Raw genomic sequence first — 17,907 nt, 5'->3', positions numbered from 1 at the left:
TTTATGGAACAGCAAACCATTGCAGTAGGATTAGACATTGGAACCACTAAGATCGTGGCCATGATCGGGCGTACCAATGAATACGGAAAAATGGAGATCCTTGGGATAGGAAAGTCCAAGAGTTTGGGGGTACACCGCGGAGTGGTGAACAACATTACCCAAACCATTCAGTCCATTCAACAAGCCGTTCAAGACGCCGAGAGTTCTTCAGGGATGAAGATCTCTGATGTGGTGGTAGGTATAGCCGGGCAGCACATCCGCAGCTTACAACACAGCGATTATATAACCCGTCCCAACAGCGATGAGGTTATAGGCGAAGACGATATAGACACCCTTTGCAATCAGGTTCACAAGCTTGTTATGCTTCCGGGAGAGGAGATCATTCACGTTTTACCACAAGATTTTAAAGTTGATGGTCAGGCAGAGATCAAAGAACCTATCGGAATGTACGGAGGGCGTCTAGAAGCCAACTTCCACGTTGTGGTAGGGCAGGTTTCTTCTATAAGAAACATTGGTCGTTGCGTAAAAAGTGCAGGGCTTTCGCTTGGCGGAATAACCCTAGAGCCGCTGGCATCTGCGAATGCTGTGCTCAGCATGGAAGAGAAAGAAGCAGGAGTTGCCTTGATCGATATAGGAGGTGGAACTACAGACCTCGCCATATTTAAAGACGGCATCATTCGTCATACGGCGGTGATTCCTTTTGGAGGGAATGTGATCACCGAAGACATAAAAGAAGGCTGCTCTATCATAGAAAAGCAGGCCGAATTACTTAAGATCCGATTTGGATCGGCTTGGCCAGGAGAGAACAAGGATAATGAGATCGTTTCTATTCCTGGATTGCGAGGTCGTGAGCCCAAGGAGATTACTTTGAAGAACCTCTCAAAGATCATTCACGCTCGTGTGGTAGAGATCATAGAGCAGGTGTATTTAGAGATCAAGAACTACGGCCACGAAGAGCAGAAAAAGAAATTGATTGCAGGTATTGTACTTACTGGCGGAGGATCTCAACTCAAGCACCTCAAGCAGTTGGTGGAATACATTACCGGTATGGATACTCGTATCGGATATCCGAACGAACATCTGGCAGGAGACAGCGACAGTGAAACGACTAGTCCACTTTATGCCACTGCTGTTGGTCTGGTGCTTAATAGCCTGGAATCACAAAACAGACACGAAGGGGTAAAAGTTGTGGCGGCAGAGGCCGAAGCAAACCAGGAACCTCAAGAAGATATAGACGAACCACAGAACGACCAGGTCCCCAAGGAGCGCAAGCGCTTTTTTGACAAGTGGGCCGAGAAGTTCAAAGATTTTTTAGACAACGCTGAATAGCAGTAATCTCACAAAAAACTAACTATGAGCAGTACAAACGAATTCGACAACATCGCGTTTGATTTACCCAAGAATCAATCTAATGTCATTAAGGTGATCGGTGTTGGCGGTGGTGGTAGCAATGCCATCAATCACATGTTCCAACAGGGCATCAAAGGCGTAGACTTTGTGATCTGTAATACAGACAGTCAGGCCTTGGAGAACAGCCCGGTGCCGATCAAGATACAACTTGGACTCACTCTTACAGAGGGCCTAGGTGCAGGTGCCAATCCTATCATTGGAGAGCAAAGCGCCATGGAAAGCATGCAAGAGATCCAAGCCATGCTGTCCACCAATACCAAGATGGTCTTTATTACCGCAGGTATGGGAGGTGGAACTGGTACAGGAGCGGCCCCTATCATCGCTAAAATGGCCAAGGAGATGGATATCCTTACCGTGGGTATCGTTACCATTCCTTTTCAGTTCGAAGGGAAAATGAGAAACGATCAGGCCCAGATCGGGGTGGAGAATCTGCGTAAAAACGTGGACTCTCTTATTGTGATCAACAACAACAAATTGCGCGAGGTTTATGGGAACCTCGGATTTAAAGCCGGTTTTTCTAAGGCCGATGAGGTCTTAGCCACAGCTGCTCGTGGAATAGCCGAAGTAATTACCCACCACTATACGCAGAACATTGACTTGCGCGACGCCAAGACCGTTCTGGCTAACAGTGGTACCGCTATAATGGGAAGCTCTCAGGCCTCCGGAGCTAACAGAGCACACGAAGCCATCACCAAAGCCTTGGACTCTCCATTGCTTAACGATAATAAGATCACAGGAGCTAAGAATGTGCTCTTGCTTATTGTTTCTGGTCAGGAGGAGATCACCATTGATGAGATCGGTGAGATCAGTGATTACATTCAGACCGAGGCGGGTTATTCGGCCAACATCATCATGGGGGTTGGAGAAGATCAAAGCCTAGACGGTGCTATTGCCATTACAGTAATCGCGACCGGTTTCAATGCCGAGCAACAAAATGAAATTGTAAATACCGAGACCAAGCGTATTGTTCACACGCTAGAAGAAGAGCAAGCCGCACAACAGGTTTTAGAAGATCATACCGATACAATGACTAGCGGTCCATTGCTGAGCGAAGTGGTAGCAAAAGAGCCAGAGGCGGAACCTATCATTAAACATACCTTGTTTGAAGAAGAGGAAACTCCCGAACTGCCTTTTGAAGGTTATATAGAGACCACTGCTTTGTTGAAAGAAATACCAGTGGTTTACGAGGAGGTTGATATTCACCATATCGCAGAGTTTGAACAGGTAGTGATCAACGCTATGGAGGTGCACGATTTTGAGATCGTTGAAGCCACTACCGAGGTAGTTACCCCAGAGGTGGAAGAAGACAACCCTGCAGAAGAGCAGATGCTAATGTTCGATCTGCCTTTGTCTGAGGAGGCAGAAGAGGAGCTTACCCCTGCAGCCGAGGTAGCAGATGTTCCTGTACTTAAAAAGCCTGTAGAAGAGATCGAGGTGAACGAAGCCATAGAAGTAGTTCCTGTTACCGAGTTCACTCAAGAAGGTGTGAAGCGTTATAGCTTGGACGATTATCAAGAGATGGAAACTGCTTTGACCGCAGCCAAAGCCGAGCCTGAAGTATTGGACGAGGAATTGGTGATGGAAAAGAAGATCGTGGAGACAGCTCCAGAAGAAACTGCCGAAGCCGAAGAAGATGGCGACCCAATTAATAGTCCTATTTCTAAGCTATTAAAGGATCGTACCGAGGAACGCAAGCGCAAACTCAAAGAATTCAACTACAAATTTAGAAACAGCGCTTCCAAGATCGACGATATTGAAAAGCAACCTGCCTATAAGCGTATGGGCATAGAATTGGAAGATGCAGATACTTCTGAGTCTGATATTTCACGAACCACCGTGAACTTGGACGACGATGACATATCGCTTAGAAATAACAACTCTTTCCTGCATGACAATGTAGATTAAAGACTTTTTTGTTTAGTGTTACATTTCCCGTTAAGCCCGACAGTGGTACGCCACTTTCGGGTTTATTTTTTTATCTTCGCACTCTAGTTTAAAGCCCATAAACAATGAGTTTACAATCCAAAGTAATGGATGCCATGAAAGTGGCTATGAAAGCAAAAGACAGCCAGGCTTTAGAGTCGTTAAGAGCCGTAAAGTCGGCCATTCTTTTGGCGCAAACTGAATCTGGTGCCAAGGCCGAACTTACCGAAGCAGAAGAGCTTAAATTGCTTCAGAAGTTGGTAAAACAGCGCAAAGACAGCGCCGCGATCTTTACCGAGCAAGGGAGAGACGATCTTGCAGCGCCTGAATTGGCTCAGGCAGAGATCATCTCGCAATTCTTGCCAGAACAAATGTCTGAAGAAGAGATAGGGAAGGTGGTAGACGAGATCATTGCCCAAACCGGAGCTTCTAGCATGAAAGATATGGGCAAGGTCATGGGTATGGCTAACGGCAAACTCGCCGGTAAAGCCGATGGTAGCACCATTGCTAAATTGGTTAAAGCGAAGTTGTCTTAAAAATATGGAGATCCCCATTTTCATGGGGATAGACCGGCCGCGTAGTTTCCTGCTGCGGCATAGCCTTCGCAGGACAAGGCAACTGGATAGAAAAATACTGGCCGCGTAGTTCAACTGGATAGAATATCAGATTTCGGCTCTGAGGGTTGAGGGTTCGAATCCTTCCGCGGTCACGAATAAGTGGAAAAAGCAAGCAAAAAAGAATAGCTTGCTTTTTCTTTTTTGTGCTTTTTGCACTTTCAACGCGGAGCGTTGGAGGAACTTTGCGCAGCAAAGAATCCTCGTTTACCGCGGAGCGTTGAAGGATCACGAGCGGAGTGAGTAATCCTCAAGTTGGTCGCGGAGCGTTGGAGGCTGCCGAGCGTGAAGAAAATGTCCTGTGGACATTTTTAGCTGAGGCATTGGCCTGTCGCGTGGGAAGTAATTAGTTCATTTATTGACATCTCGATACAAATTTTGCGGATCAAAATTCACTCGATGTCCGTTTAGCGAACAATTCTATTGGCGCCAGCGGCGTTATTCCAGCGAGTAATCCATTTTTATTAGTTTTATGATCTCCCCTAATATCATAATGCTTAATGAAAATCAAAATTCTACTTATTGTCCTTTTTGCTTGCGCGATTTGCTCTGGACAGACTTCAGACATGGAGTTGCCTGCGTATGATGGGGATTATCGATCAGTATCTACACCTTATTACCCGATCTATATTCTAAAAACGGAAGAAATAATCCTTTTTAACGATACAATTTCACCTGCTGATTTGTCTAAAGCACTGTACAAAGGCATACCTAACTACGGCAGTTATTTTATGATTCCAAAAGCTCAGGTTCATTTGATTATTGATAAGGATGTTGCTTATGAGACGGTGGATATGGTAAAGTCGCAAATTGCATCAACTACTGCCTCCAAACTTTATTTTTATTACAGAGCTTCGGACGAGAAAAGGATAAGTTCTAGGGTAAAAGCAATTCGATATCCTAATCATTCCTCTTTTTTTATACTTAATATTCCGGATCATATGTTAACACAATCTGATCTGATTAAGAGAGATAGTATTAAAAATACAATTCCAAGTGAACTGCCTGTTCCACCAAGACCTTATCTTCTAAATACAATAAGAACAGTAGAGCAGGCAATTTATTCTGTGCAACAGAACGCAATCGATGAGGTATTGAATGCTAAGAACTGTATCTCTCTTACGCTAAAATCAGATGGTCTTTACCGTGGAGCTGGAAACAGAACGGCATTGCTTGAAGCTGAGGCAATATTTGATCTATTTTCGAAATATGATCTTGTTCTTCTCAAATTTGACAAAGACCTTCTTTATCAAGATTACTTTAATTACTTAATTGTATTAGAAGCAATTCAAGATCGGTTGAAGAAGGTCGAAATAATAGAATTGTCTAAAGAAATTACAGAGATTCATAAGGACGCAGGTATTCGATTACCTTGTGATGATTAGTAATTCCCTCGCGCCAGCGATCCAGCAGCAGAACGCAGTTCGCTGCAGGGCTTGTCGCAGCATGTATCTCCATCAAACCTCTGCAAGACGTTTGGTTTTACTGTTGTAAAACTTCATTTCGATAGCCTTTTTGGCAAGCCAAAAAGATATAGTGGAGAGCGCGGTCGTGAAGTGAACTTGTTCTACTTCACGAGGCGCTCGTAAACCTAATCAATACAATTAATAGGCTTCTCTTTTTCGCTGTTGTTGTACATGATAAAGCATGTCTGCGATTCCCGTTCTGCCTTTGGCACAACTTACCAAAGCATTCGCCTTTTTGCCTAGGCTGTTCAAGGCGGTTTCTAAGGGATATCCAAGCTTGCTCAATTTGTAAATAGCAGCGTTGAGTGTTGATTTATTGTTGTGGGTTAAACAGACTTCGTTGGTCTCTGGATTAACCGACACCTCTAATACTCCATGAATGCGCTCCAGTCGGTTACTAATGGTGTTTACACAACCGGAACATCTCAAATTTTGAACTTTAATGGTTGTTTTCATAACACTAAGATTAATTTGTTCAAACTTAGCGGGAACAGTATTTTCTTACAATGATATTGGTCAGTTATGAGGTGTTTATTTAAGGATGATTATTGGCAAGATGAAAGAAAGTGTTTAATTTAGGAGAAAAGAAAATTCATGAATAGAATATTGGGCATAGGCTCGCGGATCGCACACCCAGATTATGGCAAAGGAGTAGTCACTAATGTAACCGCCAAAATGTATTGGGTCACTTTTATGGATTCTGGCCTAGAGACCATTGGGGTTGATGCCGATTTTGAGATAATAGAGGCGGTAGACGACGAGGTCGACACTGTGAGTTTCTATGAAATTGAAAAAAGCCTGAGAGAGATATTGCAGAAGTGGAGTGATGTCACCGAGATAGTACCTCTTGGAGATAAATGGAATGGCGGAACTATGACCTTGCAACCTTCGGACCCTAATTTGGCTGCTAAAGAGATACCGGTAAAGACCTTCTTTAACAAGATCGTGATGCTGCGCGATAGGCTGCGTGTCTTGGAACAGAAGATCAATTCCAACAAGAAACTGGACGAGGAAGAAAAGATAGACATTCAGCAATACATTACGCGCTGTTATGGAAGTCTGACCACCTTTAATGTCCTATTTAAAAATAAAAGCCAACAGTTTGTTGGTGAATCATCTAAGCGATAACTAACACAATTAATATGGAACAAATTCAAGAAATTCATGAGCCACAGGCTAAGCCGCAAATGGTTGCAGACCTGACTCAAGAAGAACAAGTAGCCTTTTACAAAAAGACCTATGGGCATGTGGCAGGGGCTGTTTTGTTATTCATTGCTGTGGAGGCGATCTTCTTTCAGATCCCGGCAGTAGTGAATTTTGCCTTTTCGCTGGCCGAAGGCTGGACCTGGCTTTTGCTTTTAGGAGGCTTTATGTTTGCCACTTCTAAGGCAGAGTCTATGGCCATGGGAACCACAGATCGCAATACGCAGTATGCGGCGCTGTTCTTGTACGTAGTTGCCGAGGCCTTTATTTTTATTCCGCTTATAGGAATTGCACTCTATGTTGCTGGCGATGGCGCTGGAGAATTGCTGAATCAGGCGGCTATTATCACACTTTCGCTCTTTTCTGGTCTGACGGCTGCTGTGCTGCTTACTAAGAAAGACTTCTCTTATCTAAAGACAGGTCTCACCATAGGATTTTTTATCGCTATGGGTCTTATTATTGCGGGGACCTTGTTCGGTTTTGATCTGGGGCTTTGGTTTAGCGTTGGAATGATAGTTTTGGCTGCGGGCTCTATCTTGTATCAAACCTCTCAAATGGTTCACAAGTACAGACAAGAGCAGTATGTGGCAGCTTCTCTAGGTCTCTTCGGAGCTTTGATGTTGTTGTTCTGGTATGTGTTGAGCATACTATCTAGCGACTAAAGGAGGCTTAAAAGATATATTTTTCAAAGCAGGTCCTTTACAGACCTGCTTTTTTGTATATGTTTACCCTACTGATTGATTTAAAGTAATTTATATATCTTACGTGGCCCAAAGAATCCCCATGATACTGCAACAACCAGATGAAAATATCGCTTGGCTTGCGCCCTATGCTTACGGCATAGTTGCGTTGGGATTCCTATTGTTTCTCTTTCGTGTCTTTGAGAATTTCTATGCCGAGCATTTTGGAAGACCATTGGTGAGGCAGTATTTCTCTTATCGAAAATTGCCTCGAAATCAACTGCGTATACTCGAGACCGAATTCCCTTTTTACAGAAAGCTCAATAGAAAGCACCGCCGACAGTTTCAACATCGTGTAGCGAGCTTTATTAAGGATAAAGAGTTTATCCCTCGGGAAGATCTGGTGCTTACAGATAGAATGAAAGTTTTGATCGCTGCTGTAGGATGTATGCTGAGTTTTGGTAGAAAGAACTATACCTATAGTCTGATCCATTTTATTTTGATCTATCCGGAGGAATTCTTTAGCAATATCAATCAGACCTATCACAAAGGAGAGTTGAATCCTGGTGGTCGGGCTTTGGTTTTATCTTGGAAAGACTTTGAGGCAGGACTGGAAGATGGGCATGACAATATTAATTTGGGTATACACGAATTTATGCACGCCATGCAACTGGAGGCCAAAAGGGGGGGAGATACCGATTCCGCACGTTTTCAAGTCCAATTTCAAAAGATACTAAAGCGCCTAACCCATCAAGAGGTGAAAGACCGCTTGGACGAGACCCGATACTTTAGAGAATACGCCTTTACTAACGAATATGAGTTCATGGCGGTTCTCTCAGAATACTTTATGGAGTCTCCTGGCACCTTTAAGGCGAACTTTCCGGAACTCTATGACCACACCCGAATGTTGCTCAATTTTAAATTTTTAGGGTACTAATAAGAAACTTGAGAGGTAGTCGCTTTTAGGTTGCTAATAGTCGCGGTTGGATTGTCTGAGCGGAAGACAAAACTACCGGCAACGAGAACGTCTGCACCAGCCTCAACTAAGGCCGCTGCATTGTTGTCTTTAACGCCTCCGTCTATTTCTATAAGGGTCTTGGCACCTTTTTCTGCTATCAGCGCACGTAGTTCGCGTACCTTAGCGTAGGTATTCTCTATGAAGGATTGTCCGCCAAAACCTGGGTTTACACTCATCAGGCAAACCAGGTCTAGGTCTGCAATGATGTCCGACAATAAAGAAACAGGAGTGTGAGGATTCATAGCGACTCCGGCTTGCATACCTGCAGCCTTGATAGCTTGTACGGTTCTGTGAAGATGCGTGCAGGCTTCGTAATGTACAGTGAGCACATTGGCGCCGAGATCTGCAAAGGTTTGAATATAACGGTCCGGATCTACGATCATTAAATGAACATCTAAGGTCTTTTCCGCTTCTTGAGCAATTGCCTTTATTACAGGCATACCAAATGAAATATTTGGAACAAAAACACCGTCCATAACGTCTAAATGGAACCAATCGGCCTCACTTTTGTTTACCATATGGACATCGCGGTGAAGGTTTCCAAAATCCGCAGCGAGAATAGAAGGTGCAATAAGGGTGCTCATCGATGATTTATTTTGTGCAAAAATAATCAATAAATGAAGGGTCTAACTACTTCTGCTCGTTTTTTCACGGCTCCGTCAAAATTATCTTCAATGAATCTCAGGTATTTCTGAAGACTAAAAATCTGATCGGAATTATCGACTATAGAAAAACCGGTTTGATAGTTTTCAAACATTCGTTCGCTTGTGGATTGATTTAGGATCTCAATTATGTGGTGGTGCCGCTGGTCGCGCTTAATGGTCTCGTAAAGTGGCAATAGGTTGTGAGGCGGGCCTTCCATGACCTGCATAAAATTTTCGTGCGAAAACAACAATACACCCGTAATACCAAGGCTGAGGTTCTTTTCAACGATGCCGTCAAAAACCTCGTTCACATTGTCATTGGTAATTGTTGAAATCGCCGTACTCACATAGCAGACTGTGTGTATAGACGTTTTCATCGTGGGGATGATTTTCTTAAAGATAGCGAATTTCCTCGAGAATTACAATAGAAAAAGCACACTTACAGTAGATTTTCACCGACCTAAGTAGTTGGTAAACAGAAAGCTAATGCTTGTTAGTGTTTTGTTTAAGCTTTGCTTAGTGAATATATCTTAATTATTATTCCCTTCGGATTCTTTGCTTTTCAGAATACTGTCAATGACCTTCTTGTCTTTGGTGCTGATTTGCTTTCCAGTCTTGGAGTCGTAATAATAATAAGTTGGTGTAGGAGTGGCTCCTTCGGTAAAATCTGGTGAATCCCCTGTTGGTTGCTTGTCTTTGGCAAGAATTTCTTCTTTGCTGGTGGCAATCTCGGTAGGGTTTTCGTTGTTATCTATGTCTTTCTGTAACTCGGTGTTTTCTTCAGAGCTCAGGCTGTTTTGCTGTTCTAATGAGTCTGCCGGTATTATTACTTCCTGGGAAACAGCAGGAGGATTCGATTCAGCTTCGGGCTGAGATCCGAAATTATTAAACAGAAGTAAGGCGAGTAGTCCGAGAACGCCAGCAGAGCTCCACAACCAGAAGACATACTTATTGCGTTTCTTGCGCTTCAGGCTTTGAGCAACAGTATCCCAGCTAGGTACATCAGTGGTCTTATGTACGCCCTCCATACGAGCTTTTATTATTTTTTCTATTGGATCTTGGGTATTCATAAGCTAAATGTTAGGCCGGTTTAGTCATTAGTTTGTTGGCTAAGCTTTTTTTTAAAAGCACTTTTGCCCGATGGAGGTTAGATTTAGAGGTGCCGATACTAACGCTGAGCTTATCGGCTATTTCTTGGTGGCTGTGATCGTCTAGTACATATAAACTAAAGACCAGTCGGTATTGATCTGGAAGCTGTTGTATCGCCTCTAATAACTGATCTAGATCACAATCTTGAGCCCATTTTGGTTCATCTTCTGCCACCGAGAACCACGATGGATCTTCGGTAAGTTGTTCGTTCTTTTTATTGCGGTATTTCTTTACCGCCTGATTTATGGCGATGCGTTGCATCCAACCGGCAAAGGAACCTGCGCCTTTATATTTTTTGATGGTCTCGAACACAATGACAAATGCATCGTGAACATTGTCTTGGGCTTCTTCTACATTGCGGCAATACTTTAACGAAGTGGTGTATAGCGCATCTCTGTACTCGAGAAATAATTTTTCCTGAGCACGAGCCTCGCCTTTTTTACAGCCACTAATAAGATCGGTCAATGCAGTAGACATCTACTAGGTTCTTTGCTGTAATGTACAGAATTATTAGAAAGGTTGCGTGGGGCAGGGGTAAAAAGCAAAACCCCCGCCAGTGGCAGGGGTTTCATTCATCAATCAAAAAACGAACAGTTAGTTTAACTGTTTGTTACTGTACACTGAGTTAGTCGTATTAACCCAGATAAGTTTTCAATATTTTGCTTCGCGAGGTATGTTTTAGCCTGCGAATAGCTTTTTCTTTGATCTGACGTACACGCTCACGTGTTAGGTCAAAGGTCTCGCCGATCTCTTCTAGCGTCATAGGATGCTGATCTCCCAAACCAAAGTACAAACGAATCACGTCTGCCTCACGAGGGGTCAAGGTTTCCAATGCGCGCTCAATTTCAGTGCGCAATGACTCGTGTAACAAAGAACGGTCAGGGTTTGGAGATTCTCCAGAACGCAATACATCGTATAGGTTAGAATCTTCTCCCTCTACCAAAGGAGCATCCATGGATACGTGACGCCCGGAGTTCTTCATAGACTCCTTTACGTCATTGATGGTCATGTCTAGCTCTTTGGCGATCTCCTCGGCACTTGGTGGACGCTCATGCGCTTGCTCCAAGAAAGCAAAGGTTTTGTTGATCTTATTGATCGAACCGATCTTATTCAATGGTAAACGTACAATTCGAGACTGCTCTGCTAGCGCTTGTAGAATCGATTGACGGATCCACCATACGGCGTATGAAATAAACTTAAAACCACGAGTCTCGTCAAAACGCTGTGCGGCTTTGATCAATCCTAAGTTTCCTTCGTTGATCAAATCCGGTAATGTCAGTCCCTGGTTTTGATATTGCTTTGCTACCGATACCACGAAACGCAGGTTAGCTTTTGTTAGCTTTTCTAAAGCACGCTGATCGCCTGCTTTGATTCGCTGTGCCAACTCTACTTCTTCATCGGCGGTGATAAGGTCGACTTTTCCAATTTCTTGTAGGTACTTGTCTAAGGAAGCGGTCTCTCTGTTGGTGACCTGCTTGGTAATTTTGAGTTGTCTCATCTAATAAATCCTCTCTTCTAAACTCACGTGCTTAATTGCACGCTGTACCTAGTTATACGTAAAGATACCCAAAAATGTTACAAATAGTTCACGAATTTTTAATATTTCTATATCCACTATTGAAAACCAGTTACTTAACTAAATGGTTAATAAATATGACCGCGGAAAAGATCTTCTAGAATTTAAAGTGCAAGCCGCTAAATATCCCGAAGAAATACGGTCTAAAATTGTTCACCGAGGTGTTTTCAGGCGAGTTCATTTGAATTTTAAGCATAGGGTCTAAATTCAGCTGAAAATGCTTAGAAATATCGTATTTAAGCCCTAATCCGAAGTTTAAGGTATAACCCAGGTTGGTCAAATTGCTCGACTTACCTACCGCAACACTTTGCCCTAAGTCGTTTACGGCAAATATGCGGTTGTCGTCTAAGACTATCAAACTCGCTCCTCCTATGAAATTGGCCCCAAATCTGTTATTGATAAAGGAGTACTGATATTCCACAGGGATCTCTAAATAGGAAATGTCCTGATCTATGGTCACTACGTCGTTAGAATTGAAAAACTCTGTCGCATTCGGATTCAGCGGAATTCCTCCTTGTTGAATTTCCGTTCCTGGATCTATACCCGTTAGCTGGTAAATGTTCACCACATTGTCAATGATATTAACCTGAAAATTCTGAGTGTTGTACCCTAGATTTACACGATTGATTCCAAATCGAAGCGCGGAGTTGCGATTCATTTGATTCTTGATCTGCAAGCCGTAACTTAAATTGGTTTCTCCTTCTCTAGGATTGTTCTCCAAACGAGCGTCTAACATAGAACCTTTGGTCAGCGAACCGTAAGTAGTAGGTGCCACCACTGCACCTACAGACCAACGCCAATTGGTCATTTCTTCTAAGTTTATTGCCCGCTCAAAGGCACGGAATTCCTTAGATTTTTTAATCTTTTTCTTAGGTTCCTCCAATTGAACTATAGGTAACTCCGATGCTTGCTCTCCGGTCTTGATCTCATTTTGGGTTGCATAGACAGATGCATCAACGTCTATGGGCTTAGTAGTGTTCTTTGGCCATGCGTAATAACCTCTGGCCGGATAAGCACCTTTTGCAGTCTGCTCAGTTTGCGCTTTAATACCGGTATTGGTTGCAGCTGTTGTGGTCTTGGTTCCACTTTGCGTGCTAAGCCCAGTTGCTGCGGATGCCTTGCGATCCGTTGCATTCACCGCGTTCTGTTTGCTACTAAGGGTTGCGACATTTGTGTTTACTGAATTTTCTTTAGAACCACTAGTCTTTAGAGTAGAATCAGTTGTATTGTCATTACTGCGGTTTTGAACTCCCGAAGCTACAGCACTTTGCACTTTTGTATTATCTGTGATCTTAGTTTGAGTAGCTGTCTTGTTCTCTTCGCTATTATTCTTGTTAACAGTTGTGGTAGCAGTTACAGCCGTTATTTCTTTATTGATAATACTGTTTTGTTGCGCTGCGGATTCTATAGTATTGTCTTCTGCAGCGGTATCAGTGGTTTCGGCCACAGTTTCAGCATCCTGAGCAGCTACAGGAATGCTTTGCTTATTGTCCTTATTGTTCGGACTAGTGGTGGTCACTGAAGTGTCACCGGTTTCTGTATCATTTTGAGTTACTTCTGAGTTTTCTGGAAGTGCAGTATCAGAAGAATTGGTGAATTTCCAAATTCCAAAGGTGGTAATCCCTACGATCAGTACAGCAAGGCCAGACTTAAGCCAAAACGGCATTCCCTTGGGTTGGGTGCCCTCGGCCTCGAGTTGACTGGCAATTTGTTCCCATAGCGCCGCACTATCTGACGGGCCTTGGTTCAGGCCTTCCAGACGCTGCTTAAATGCTGCTCCTATGTCTTGTTTCTTATCCATGTTTAAGATTCTTAGTCACGGTTCGGTCTGCCCTGAGGGCAAGCACCTTTTCCTTTAAAATCAACTTGGCGCGATGTAAATTCGATTTTGATGTTCCTACGGAGATTCCTAACTGGTCTGCTATTTCGTTGTGGGAATACCCGTCTAGTTCGTAGAGGTTAAAAATCAGGCGATACCTACTCGGTAGCTCTTGCACCAGTCCCAGAAGGGTCTTTAAGGGCAAATGCATAGCCTGCTCATCGATCGCTGTGTCCGCCTCAGCAATTCGCTGCTCGTCTACAGAGACCGTGTAGAGGTCTTTCTTATAGCGGTCAATGGCGGCATTGATCACAATGCGCTTCATCCAGCCTTCAAAGCTTCCTTTGTCGGCATACCGCTTAATGTTTTGGAAAATTCTAATGAAACTGTCTTGGAGATGATCTTCCGCTTCCGCGTGGCTCTTGCAATACTTCAAACACAAAGTGAAAAGCACGTCTTTGTAACGCAGGAACAATTCACTTTGTGCTTGTCTGTTTTGCTGTTTACATAACTTTATGAGCTCATGAAGTTCCAAGTATACGTTTCATTTTACAGGTTTACTGGCCTGCCTATTGCTTAGTGAACTTATAGGTAGTGTCTTCCGGAGCAACACAGTCAGACTGCAAGTCGTTTCCGAAAGTCAAAAAGAATACCGTATCGTCACTTAAGTCGTAGGTAGATGGATCTCCAAGTGGTGGTCCGAAGTAATCTGCACCAGAACCACAAGCACAGTTGCTTTCTTGTAACGGAACAATGATGTTTCCGCATACAAGGGTATATCTAAAATCGTTTGGAGTAGTACAGTAATCCGGGTAGTTCGATGTCAAGAAGAATCGCTCGGTACTGAAGTCTCCAACAGATACTGTTACTATAGATCCGTCATCGAAAGTCGGTCCGTCAACATAAGGAGTGATCTCTTCGATCAAATACTCGCCAACCATATAAGTCTCTTCAACAGGGCAAATCACTGTTGGAGCGTATTGGAAAGGAGAATTGAAGAATCCACCAGTAATGATACCTCCGGCATTGTTTACTGAGAATACACGACCATCTGTTAGATTAAGTGCAAGACGTACATTGAAAACATCTCCTCCAAAGAGATCTCCTTCTGTAACTCCTAGAGCTCCAAGCATTTCATCTAGAGAAACACTAACGATACCACGAGGTAAGCCAAAAGGTCCCGGGCTAAAAGCTGCGCGATCTACCGTAGCGATCTGAACTTCTGCCGCAGAAGAATCTCCGTTATCGGGGGAATTGTCTGTAAGCGCTACAAACACGTCAACGGATTGTAGCAAGTCTCCATTTTGATTGTCCTGAGCTTCTACTTCAACTTCGAACTTAGCGCCTTCCACACCGATGGGGAGTTCACCAGAGATCACGTTGATTGTTCTCAGTACGGCTCCGCTGTCTACGCCTTCCAATACCTGGTCAATGGTATTGTTGGAATCCTTTTCACAGGAAACCGCGAATAATGCAACTACAGCTGAGCAAAAAAGTGCGTAATATTTTTTCATTTTTTGTGGTGTTGTTTAGTTAATAGACTTGCTTTTTTCTAAAGGTTGCGTTAAAAATAACTTTTATTTGCCGAATAATAAAAAAAGCCGCTAAACTAGCGGCTTTTCTTAGGTTTATTAGATCAGAAATCTGTCTTAGTTGCGGTCTTTACGATCGCGACGATTGTCTCTATTTCTGTTATCACGACCCCCGCCTTTGCGGTCATCGCGTTCTCTAGGCTTGCGCTCTACATAACCTTCTGGCTTTGGCAACAAGGCTTTGCGAGAAACTTTCTCCTTACGTGTGCGCTTGTCGATTCCGAAGTATTTCACGTCGAATACGTCTCCCATGTTCACAACATCGGTTACGTTTTCTGTGCGTTCCCAAGCCAATTCAGAAACGTGAAGCAATACTTCGTTTCCTGGAGCTTCTAGGTACTCTACAACGGCTCCGAAGTCTAAGATCTTGATCACTTTTACTTCGTAAACGCTTCCTACTTCCGGTTGGAAGGTTATGGCGGCGATCTTTGCCAATACAGCATCGATTCCCGCCTGATCGGTTCCAAGGATCTCTACAATTCCCTCTTCGGTCACAGGATCCTCGTTGATAACGATAGTTGTTCCTGTCTCTTTCTGAAGTTCTTGGATCACTTTTCCACCAGGGCCAATAAGGGCACCGATGTACTCGTTTGGAATGATCTCGGTAACCATCTTCGGCGCGTGTGGCTTCACGCTTTCGTTTGGTTGTGCGATGGTGTCGGTTAGTTTGCTCAAAATGTGCAAACGTCCGTCACGTGCTTGTTTCAAGGCTTTCACCAAGATCTCATAGCTAAGCCCTTTGATCTTGATATCCATTTGACAAGCCGTAATACCATCCGCCGTACCAGTTACTTTAAAGTCCATATCACCTAAGTGATCCTCGTCACCAAGAATGTCACTCAAAACGGCGTATTTGTCACCTTCGGAGATCAATCCCATGGCAATACCAGAAACTGGCTTTTTCATAGCAACACCGGCATCCATTAAGGCCATAGTACCACTACACACTGTTGCCATAGAAGAAGAACCGTTAGATTCCAATACTTCAGATACTACGCGTACCGTGTATGGGAAATCGTCTGGGATCATTCCTTTAAGGGCGCGTTGCGCCAAGTTACCGTGTCCAACCTCACGTCTTGAAGTTCCGCGGATAGGGCGGGCTTCTCCAGTTGAGAAAGGAGGGAAGTTATAGTGGAGGTAGAAACGCTCCTCACCTTCGTAAGAAGGCATGTCAATGATGTTTGCATCTCTTGAAGTTCCCAAGGTAACAGTCGCTAGAGCTTGAGTTTCCCCGCGCGTAAAGATCGCAGAACCGTGGGTAGAAGGTAGGTAGTCTACCTCACACCAGATAGGGCGAACCTCGTCGGTTTTACGACCGTCCAAACGCAAACCTTCATTTAAGGTAAGATCGCGAATGGCTTTCTTTTGCGCTTTAGCCACGTATTTGTGGATCAATTTGCCAAGTTCTTCTTGTTCTTCTTCTGAGAAGGACGCGAAAACTTCTTCTTTGATATCGCTAAACGCCTGTCCACGCTCGTGCTTGGCAGATCCTGCCTTAGCGATAGCGTAAGTCTTGTCGTAAACCATATCGTGGATCTTTTGCTCTAGGGCTTCGTCCTCGTCTTCTGGTTCGTACTCACGCACTTCTTTCTTTCCAACGGCTTCTGCCAAACGCAACTGGGCAGCACACTGAACTTTAATAGCTTCGTGGGCAGCTTTGATCGCATCAGCCATTTCCTCTTCAGAGATCTCATCCATCTCACCTTCTACCATCATCACAGAATCTGCAGAAGCTCCAACCATCATGTCGATGTCAGATTCTGCCAACTGTGCGCGGGTAGGGTTGATAATGAACTTACCGTCTACTCGAGCTACACGAACTTCAGAGATCGCACATTCAAACGGGAAGTCAGAAAGCTGGATCGCCGCAGAAGCAGCCAATCCGGCCATAGCGTCTGGCATCACTTCGTCGTCGTGAGACATAAGTTGGATCATTACTTGAATTTCTGCGTGGTAATCCTTTGGGAAAAGCGGACGCAATACGCGGTCTACCAAACGCATGGTAAGTACCTCGCCGTCACTGGGACGTGCTTCACGTTTAAAGAATCCACCTGGGTAACGACCGGCTGCCGCAAATTTCTCGCGGTAGTCTACCGTTAAAGGCAAAAAGTCAACATCTGCTGAGTGGTAGTTAGAAACTACAGTACACAGCATCATACATTTTCCGGACTGCACCACAACGCTACCGTGCGCTTGCTTGGCGAGTTTTCCGGTTTCGATAGAAATCTCTCTACCGTCTCCAAGGTCAATGACCTCTTTATAAGTCTTTGGTATCATAAAAATGATTTGGTGCTCTTTTTACAAGAGCGGGTTAACAATGGTTTGTTGTTGTGTAGTGAAGTGGAACCATCGTCGACCTGATGAAAAGCGTCTAAGCAGCTTTTTCGTTATTCTCCCCTAAGGTAAGAAAAGTAAAGAGGGGCTCCAAAAGCCCCTCCAAAAGTATACGTTTTATTTACGTAGTCCTAGTTCTTTAACGATAGCACGGTATCTCATAATGTCTTTCTTCATTAGGTAATCTAATAGAGAACGACGCTTACCTACTAGTTTCACCAAAGATCTTTCGGTGTTGTAGTCTTTGTGGTTTTTCTTGAGGTGCTCTGTCAAGTGGGTGATGCGGTAAGTGAATAGCGCGATCTGCCCTTCTGCAGAACCGGTGTCTTGTGCAGACTTCCCGTGTTTTTTAAAGATGTCTTCTTTTACTTTTGGTGTTAAATACATGCCAACATTTATTTAAATAATTTTTATGTACGTCTGTGCCCTTACGACAACAGGGCGCAAATATAGCGCTATTTATTGATTTGTGCTGATTC

Annotated in this window: 18 protein-coding genes and 1 tRNA gene; 8 read left to right on the top strand and 11 right to left on the bottom strand. The window is 43.8% G+C overall.

The window, feature by feature from the left end; translation table 11 throughout:
• Positions 1-3 precede the first annotated feature (3 nt).
• The 5 genes from ftsA (at position 4) to BTO09_RS03075 (ending at position 5,332) form a co-directional block, all read left to right on the top strand.
• A complete protein-coding gene (ftsA, locus tag BTO09_RS03095; RefSeq protein ID WP_087523272.1) occupies positions 4-1,329 on the top strand; it encodes a cell division protein FtsA in 1,326 nt (441 codons plus the stop codon).
• Between the two features lie 24 nt (positions 1,330-1,353).
• Positions 1,354-3,315, top strand: coding sequence for a cell division protein FtsZ (gene ftsZ, locus BTO09_RS03090; RefSeq protein ID WP_087523271.1), 1,962 nt, complete (start codon positions 1,354-1,356; stop codon positions 3,313-3,315).
• 104 nt (positions 3,316-3,419) lie between these two features.
• Positions 3,420-3,869, top strand: a complete 450-nt coding sequence (locus tag BTO09_RS03085) for a GatB/YqeY domain-containing protein (RefSeq protein ID WP_087523270.1) — start codon at positions 3,420-3,422, stop codon at positions 3,867-3,869.
• A 99-nt stretch (positions 3,870-3,968) separates the two neighbouring features.
• Positions 3,969-4,042: transfer RNA gene (locus BTO09_RS03080), tRNA-Arg, on the top strand.
• Between the two features lie 405 nt (positions 4,043-4,447).
• Positions 4,448-5,332, top strand: a complete 885-nt coding sequence (locus BTO09_RS03075; protein ID WP_087523269.1) for a hypothetical protein — start codon at positions 4,448-4,450, stop codon at positions 5,330-5,332.
• A 219-nt stretch (positions 5,333-5,551) separates the two neighbouring features.
• Here the strand turns inward: BTO09_RS03075 and BTO09_RS03070 are convergent, their stop codons facing one another.
• Positions 5,552-5,869: a heavy-metal-associated domain-containing protein gene (locus BTO09_RS03070; protein WP_087523268.1), complete on the bottom strand. Its 318-nt coding sequence runs from the start codon at positions 5,867-5,869 to the stop codon at positions 5,552-5,554.
• Between the two features lie 138 nt (positions 5,870-6,007).
• On the opposite strand from BTO09_RS03070, the gene BTO09_RS03065 reads away from it, so the two are divergent.
• The 3 genes from BTO09_RS03065 to BTO09_RS03055 all read left to right on the top strand — a co-directional run bounded on the left by BTO09_RS03065 (position 6,008) and on the right by BTO09_RS03055 (position 8,233).
• A complete protein-coding gene (locus tag BTO09_RS03065) occupies positions 6,008-6,541 on the top strand; it encodes a hypothetical protein (protein WP_087523267.1) in 534 nt (177 codons plus the stop codon).
• Positions 6,542-6,555: 14 nt separating this feature from the next.
• Positions 6,556-7,278 (top strand): Bax inhibitor-1 family protein, encoded by a 723-nt coding sequence (locus BTO09_RS03060; protein WP_087523266.1) that lies wholly within the window; start codon positions 6,556-6,558, stop codon positions 7,276-7,278.
• Positions 7,279-7,399: 121 nt separating this feature from the next.
• The gene (locus BTO09_RS03055; protein ID WP_087523265.1) at positions 7,400-8,233 is read left to right on the top strand and encodes a zinc-dependent peptidase; all 834 of its coding nucleotides are present in this window, start codon (positions 7,400-7,402) and stop codon (positions 8,231-8,233) included.
• On the opposite strand, the gene rpe is transcribed toward BTO09_RS03055, so the two are convergent.
• From rpe to rpsO, 10 genes are all read right to left on the bottom strand, one after another.
• Positions 8,230-8,898, bottom strand: coding sequence for a ribulose-phosphate 3-epimerase (rpe, locus tag BTO09_RS03050; protein ID WP_087523264.1), 669 nt, complete (start codon positions 8,896-8,898; stop codon positions 8,230-8,232). The genes BTO09_RS03055 and rpe overlap by 4 nt on opposite strands.
• A gap of 26 nt (positions 8,899-8,924) precedes the next feature.
• Positions 8,925-9,335: a BLUF domain-containing protein gene (locus BTO09_RS03045; RefSeq protein WP_087523263.1), complete on the bottom strand. Its 411-nt coding sequence runs from the start codon at positions 9,333-9,335 to the stop codon at positions 8,925-8,927.
• Positions 9,336-9,488: 153 nt separating this feature from the next.
• Complete coding sequence (locus BTO09_RS03040) at positions 9,489-10,028, bottom strand: hypothetical protein (protein ID WP_087523262.1); 540 nt, start codon at positions 10,026-10,028, stop codon at positions 9,489-9,491.
• A 10-nt stretch (positions 10,029-10,038) separates the two neighbouring features.
• The gene (locus BTO09_RS03035; RefSeq protein WP_087523261.1) at positions 10,039-10,584 is read right to left on the bottom strand and encodes an RNA polymerase sigma factor; all 546 of its coding nucleotides are present in this window, start codon (positions 10,582-10,584) and stop codon (positions 10,039-10,041) included.
• 157 nt (positions 10,585-10,741) lie between these two features.
• Positions 10,742-11,605, bottom strand: coding sequence for an RNA polymerase sigma factor RpoD/SigA (locus tag BTO09_RS03030; protein ID WP_034261238.1), 864 nt, complete (start codon positions 11,603-11,605; stop codon positions 10,742-10,744).
• 175 nt (positions 11,606-11,780) lie between these two features.
• Positions 11,781-13,484, bottom strand: coding sequence for a hypothetical protein (locus BTO09_RS03025; RefSeq protein WP_087523260.1), 1,704 nt, complete (start codon positions 13,482-13,484; stop codon positions 11,781-11,783).
• On the bottom strand, positions 13,477-14,037 hold the full coding sequence (locus BTO09_RS03020) for an RNA polymerase sigma factor (RefSeq protein ID WP_087523259.1): 561 nt from the start codon (positions 14,035-14,037) through the stop codon (positions 13,477-13,479). Before BTO09_RS03020 ends, BTO09_RS03025 begins: the two co-directional genes overlap by 8 nt.
• Before the next feature lie 34 nt (positions 14,038-14,071).
• Positions 14,072-15,016: a hypothetical protein gene (locus tag BTO09_RS03015; RefSeq protein WP_087523258.1), complete on the bottom strand. Its 945-nt coding sequence runs from the start codon at positions 15,014-15,016 to the stop codon at positions 14,072-14,074.
• Positions 15,017-15,151: 135 nt separating this feature from the next.
• The gene (locus BTO09_RS03010) at positions 15,152-17,371 is read right to left on the bottom strand and encodes a polyribonucleotide nucleotidyltransferase (protein WP_087523257.1); all 2,220 of its coding nucleotides are present in this window, start codon (positions 17,369-17,371) and stop codon (positions 15,152-15,154) included.
• Between the two features lie 174 nt (positions 17,372-17,545).
• Complete coding sequence (rpsO, locus tag BTO09_RS03005; RefSeq protein ID WP_087523256.1) at positions 17,546-17,815, bottom strand: 30S ribosomal protein S15; 270 nt, start codon at positions 17,813-17,815, stop codon at positions 17,546-17,548.
• Positions 17,816-17,907 lie beyond the last annotated feature (92 nt).

The sequence above is a fragment of the Gilvibacter sp. SZ-19 genome, from assembly GCF_002163875.1.
Lineage (GTDB): Bacteria > Bacteroidota > Bacteroidia > Flavobacteriales > Flavobacteriaceae > Gilvibacter.
The sequence above is the reverse complement of the archived record's forward strand: the minus strand, read 5'-3'. Positions and strand labels throughout refer to the sequence as shown.

What these genes read in the sequence shown, in the direction of transcription:
- ftsA (WP_087523272.1), top strand. Translation starts at nt 4, where the DNA reads ATGGAACAGCAAACCATTGCAGTAGGATTAGACATTGGAACCACTAAG.
- ftsZ (WP_087523271.1), top strand. Translation starts at nt 1,354, where the DNA reads ATGAGCAGTACAAACGAATTCGACAACATCGCGTTTGATTTACCCAAG.
- BTO09_RS03085 (WP_087523270.1), top strand. Translation starts at nt 3,420, where the DNA reads ATGAGTTTACAATCCAAAGTAATGGATGCCATGAAAGTGGCTATGAAA.
- BTO09_RS03075 (WP_087523269.1), top strand. Translation starts at nt 4,448, where the DNA reads ATGAAAATCAAAATTCTACTTATTGTCCTTTTTGCTTGCGCGATTTGC.
- BTO09_RS03070 (WP_087523268.1), bottom strand. Translation starts at nt 5,869, where the DNA reads ATGAAAACAACCATTAAAGTTCAAAATTTGAGATGTTCCGGTTGTGTA.
- BTO09_RS03065 (WP_087523267.1), top strand. Translation starts at nt 6,008, where the DNA reads ATGAATAGAATATTGGGCATAGGCTCGCGGATCGCACACCCAGATTAT.
- BTO09_RS03060 (WP_087523266.1), top strand. Translation starts at nt 6,556, where the DNA reads ATGGAACAAATTCAAGAAATTCATGAGCCACAGGCTAAGCCGCAAATG.
- BTO09_RS03055 (WP_087523265.1), top strand. Translation starts at nt 7,400, where the DNA reads ATGATACTGCAACAACCAGATGAAAATATCGCTTGGCTTGCGCCCTAT.
- rpe (WP_087523264.1), bottom strand. Translation starts at nt 8,898, where the DNA reads ATGAGCACCCTTATTGCACCTTCTATTCTCGCTGCGGATTTTGGAAAC.
- BTO09_RS03045 (WP_087523263.1), bottom strand. Translation starts at nt 9,335, where the DNA reads ATGAAAACGTCTATACACACAGTCTGCTATGTGAGTACGGCGATTTCA.
- BTO09_RS03040 (WP_087523262.1), bottom strand. Translation starts at nt 10,028, where the DNA reads ATGAATACCCAAGATCCAATAGAAAAAATAATAAAAGCTCGTATGGAG.
- BTO09_RS03035 (WP_087523261.1), bottom strand. Translation starts at nt 10,584, where the DNA reads ATGTCTACTGCATTGACCGATCTTATTAGTGGCTGTAAAAAAGGCGAG.
- BTO09_RS03030 (WP_034261238.1), bottom strand. Translation starts at nt 11,605, where the DNA reads ATGAGACAACTCAAAATTACCAAGCAGGTCACCAACAGAGAGACCGCT.
- BTO09_RS03025 (WP_087523260.1), bottom strand. Translation starts at nt 13,484, where the DNA reads ATGGATAAGAAACAAGACATAGGAGCAGCATTTAAGCAGCGTCTGGAA.
- BTO09_RS03015 (WP_087523258.1), bottom strand. Translation starts at nt 15,016, where the DNA reads ATGAAAAAATATTACGCACTTTTTTGCTCAGCTGTAGTTGCATTATTC.
- BTO09_RS03010 (WP_087523257.1), bottom strand. Translation starts at nt 17,371, where the DNA reads ATGATACCAAAGACTTATAAAGAGGTCATTGACCTTGGAGACGGTAGA.
- rpsO (WP_087523256.1), bottom strand. Translation starts at nt 17,815, where the DNA reads ATGTATTTAACACCAAAAGTAAAAGAAGACATCTTTAAAAAACACGGG.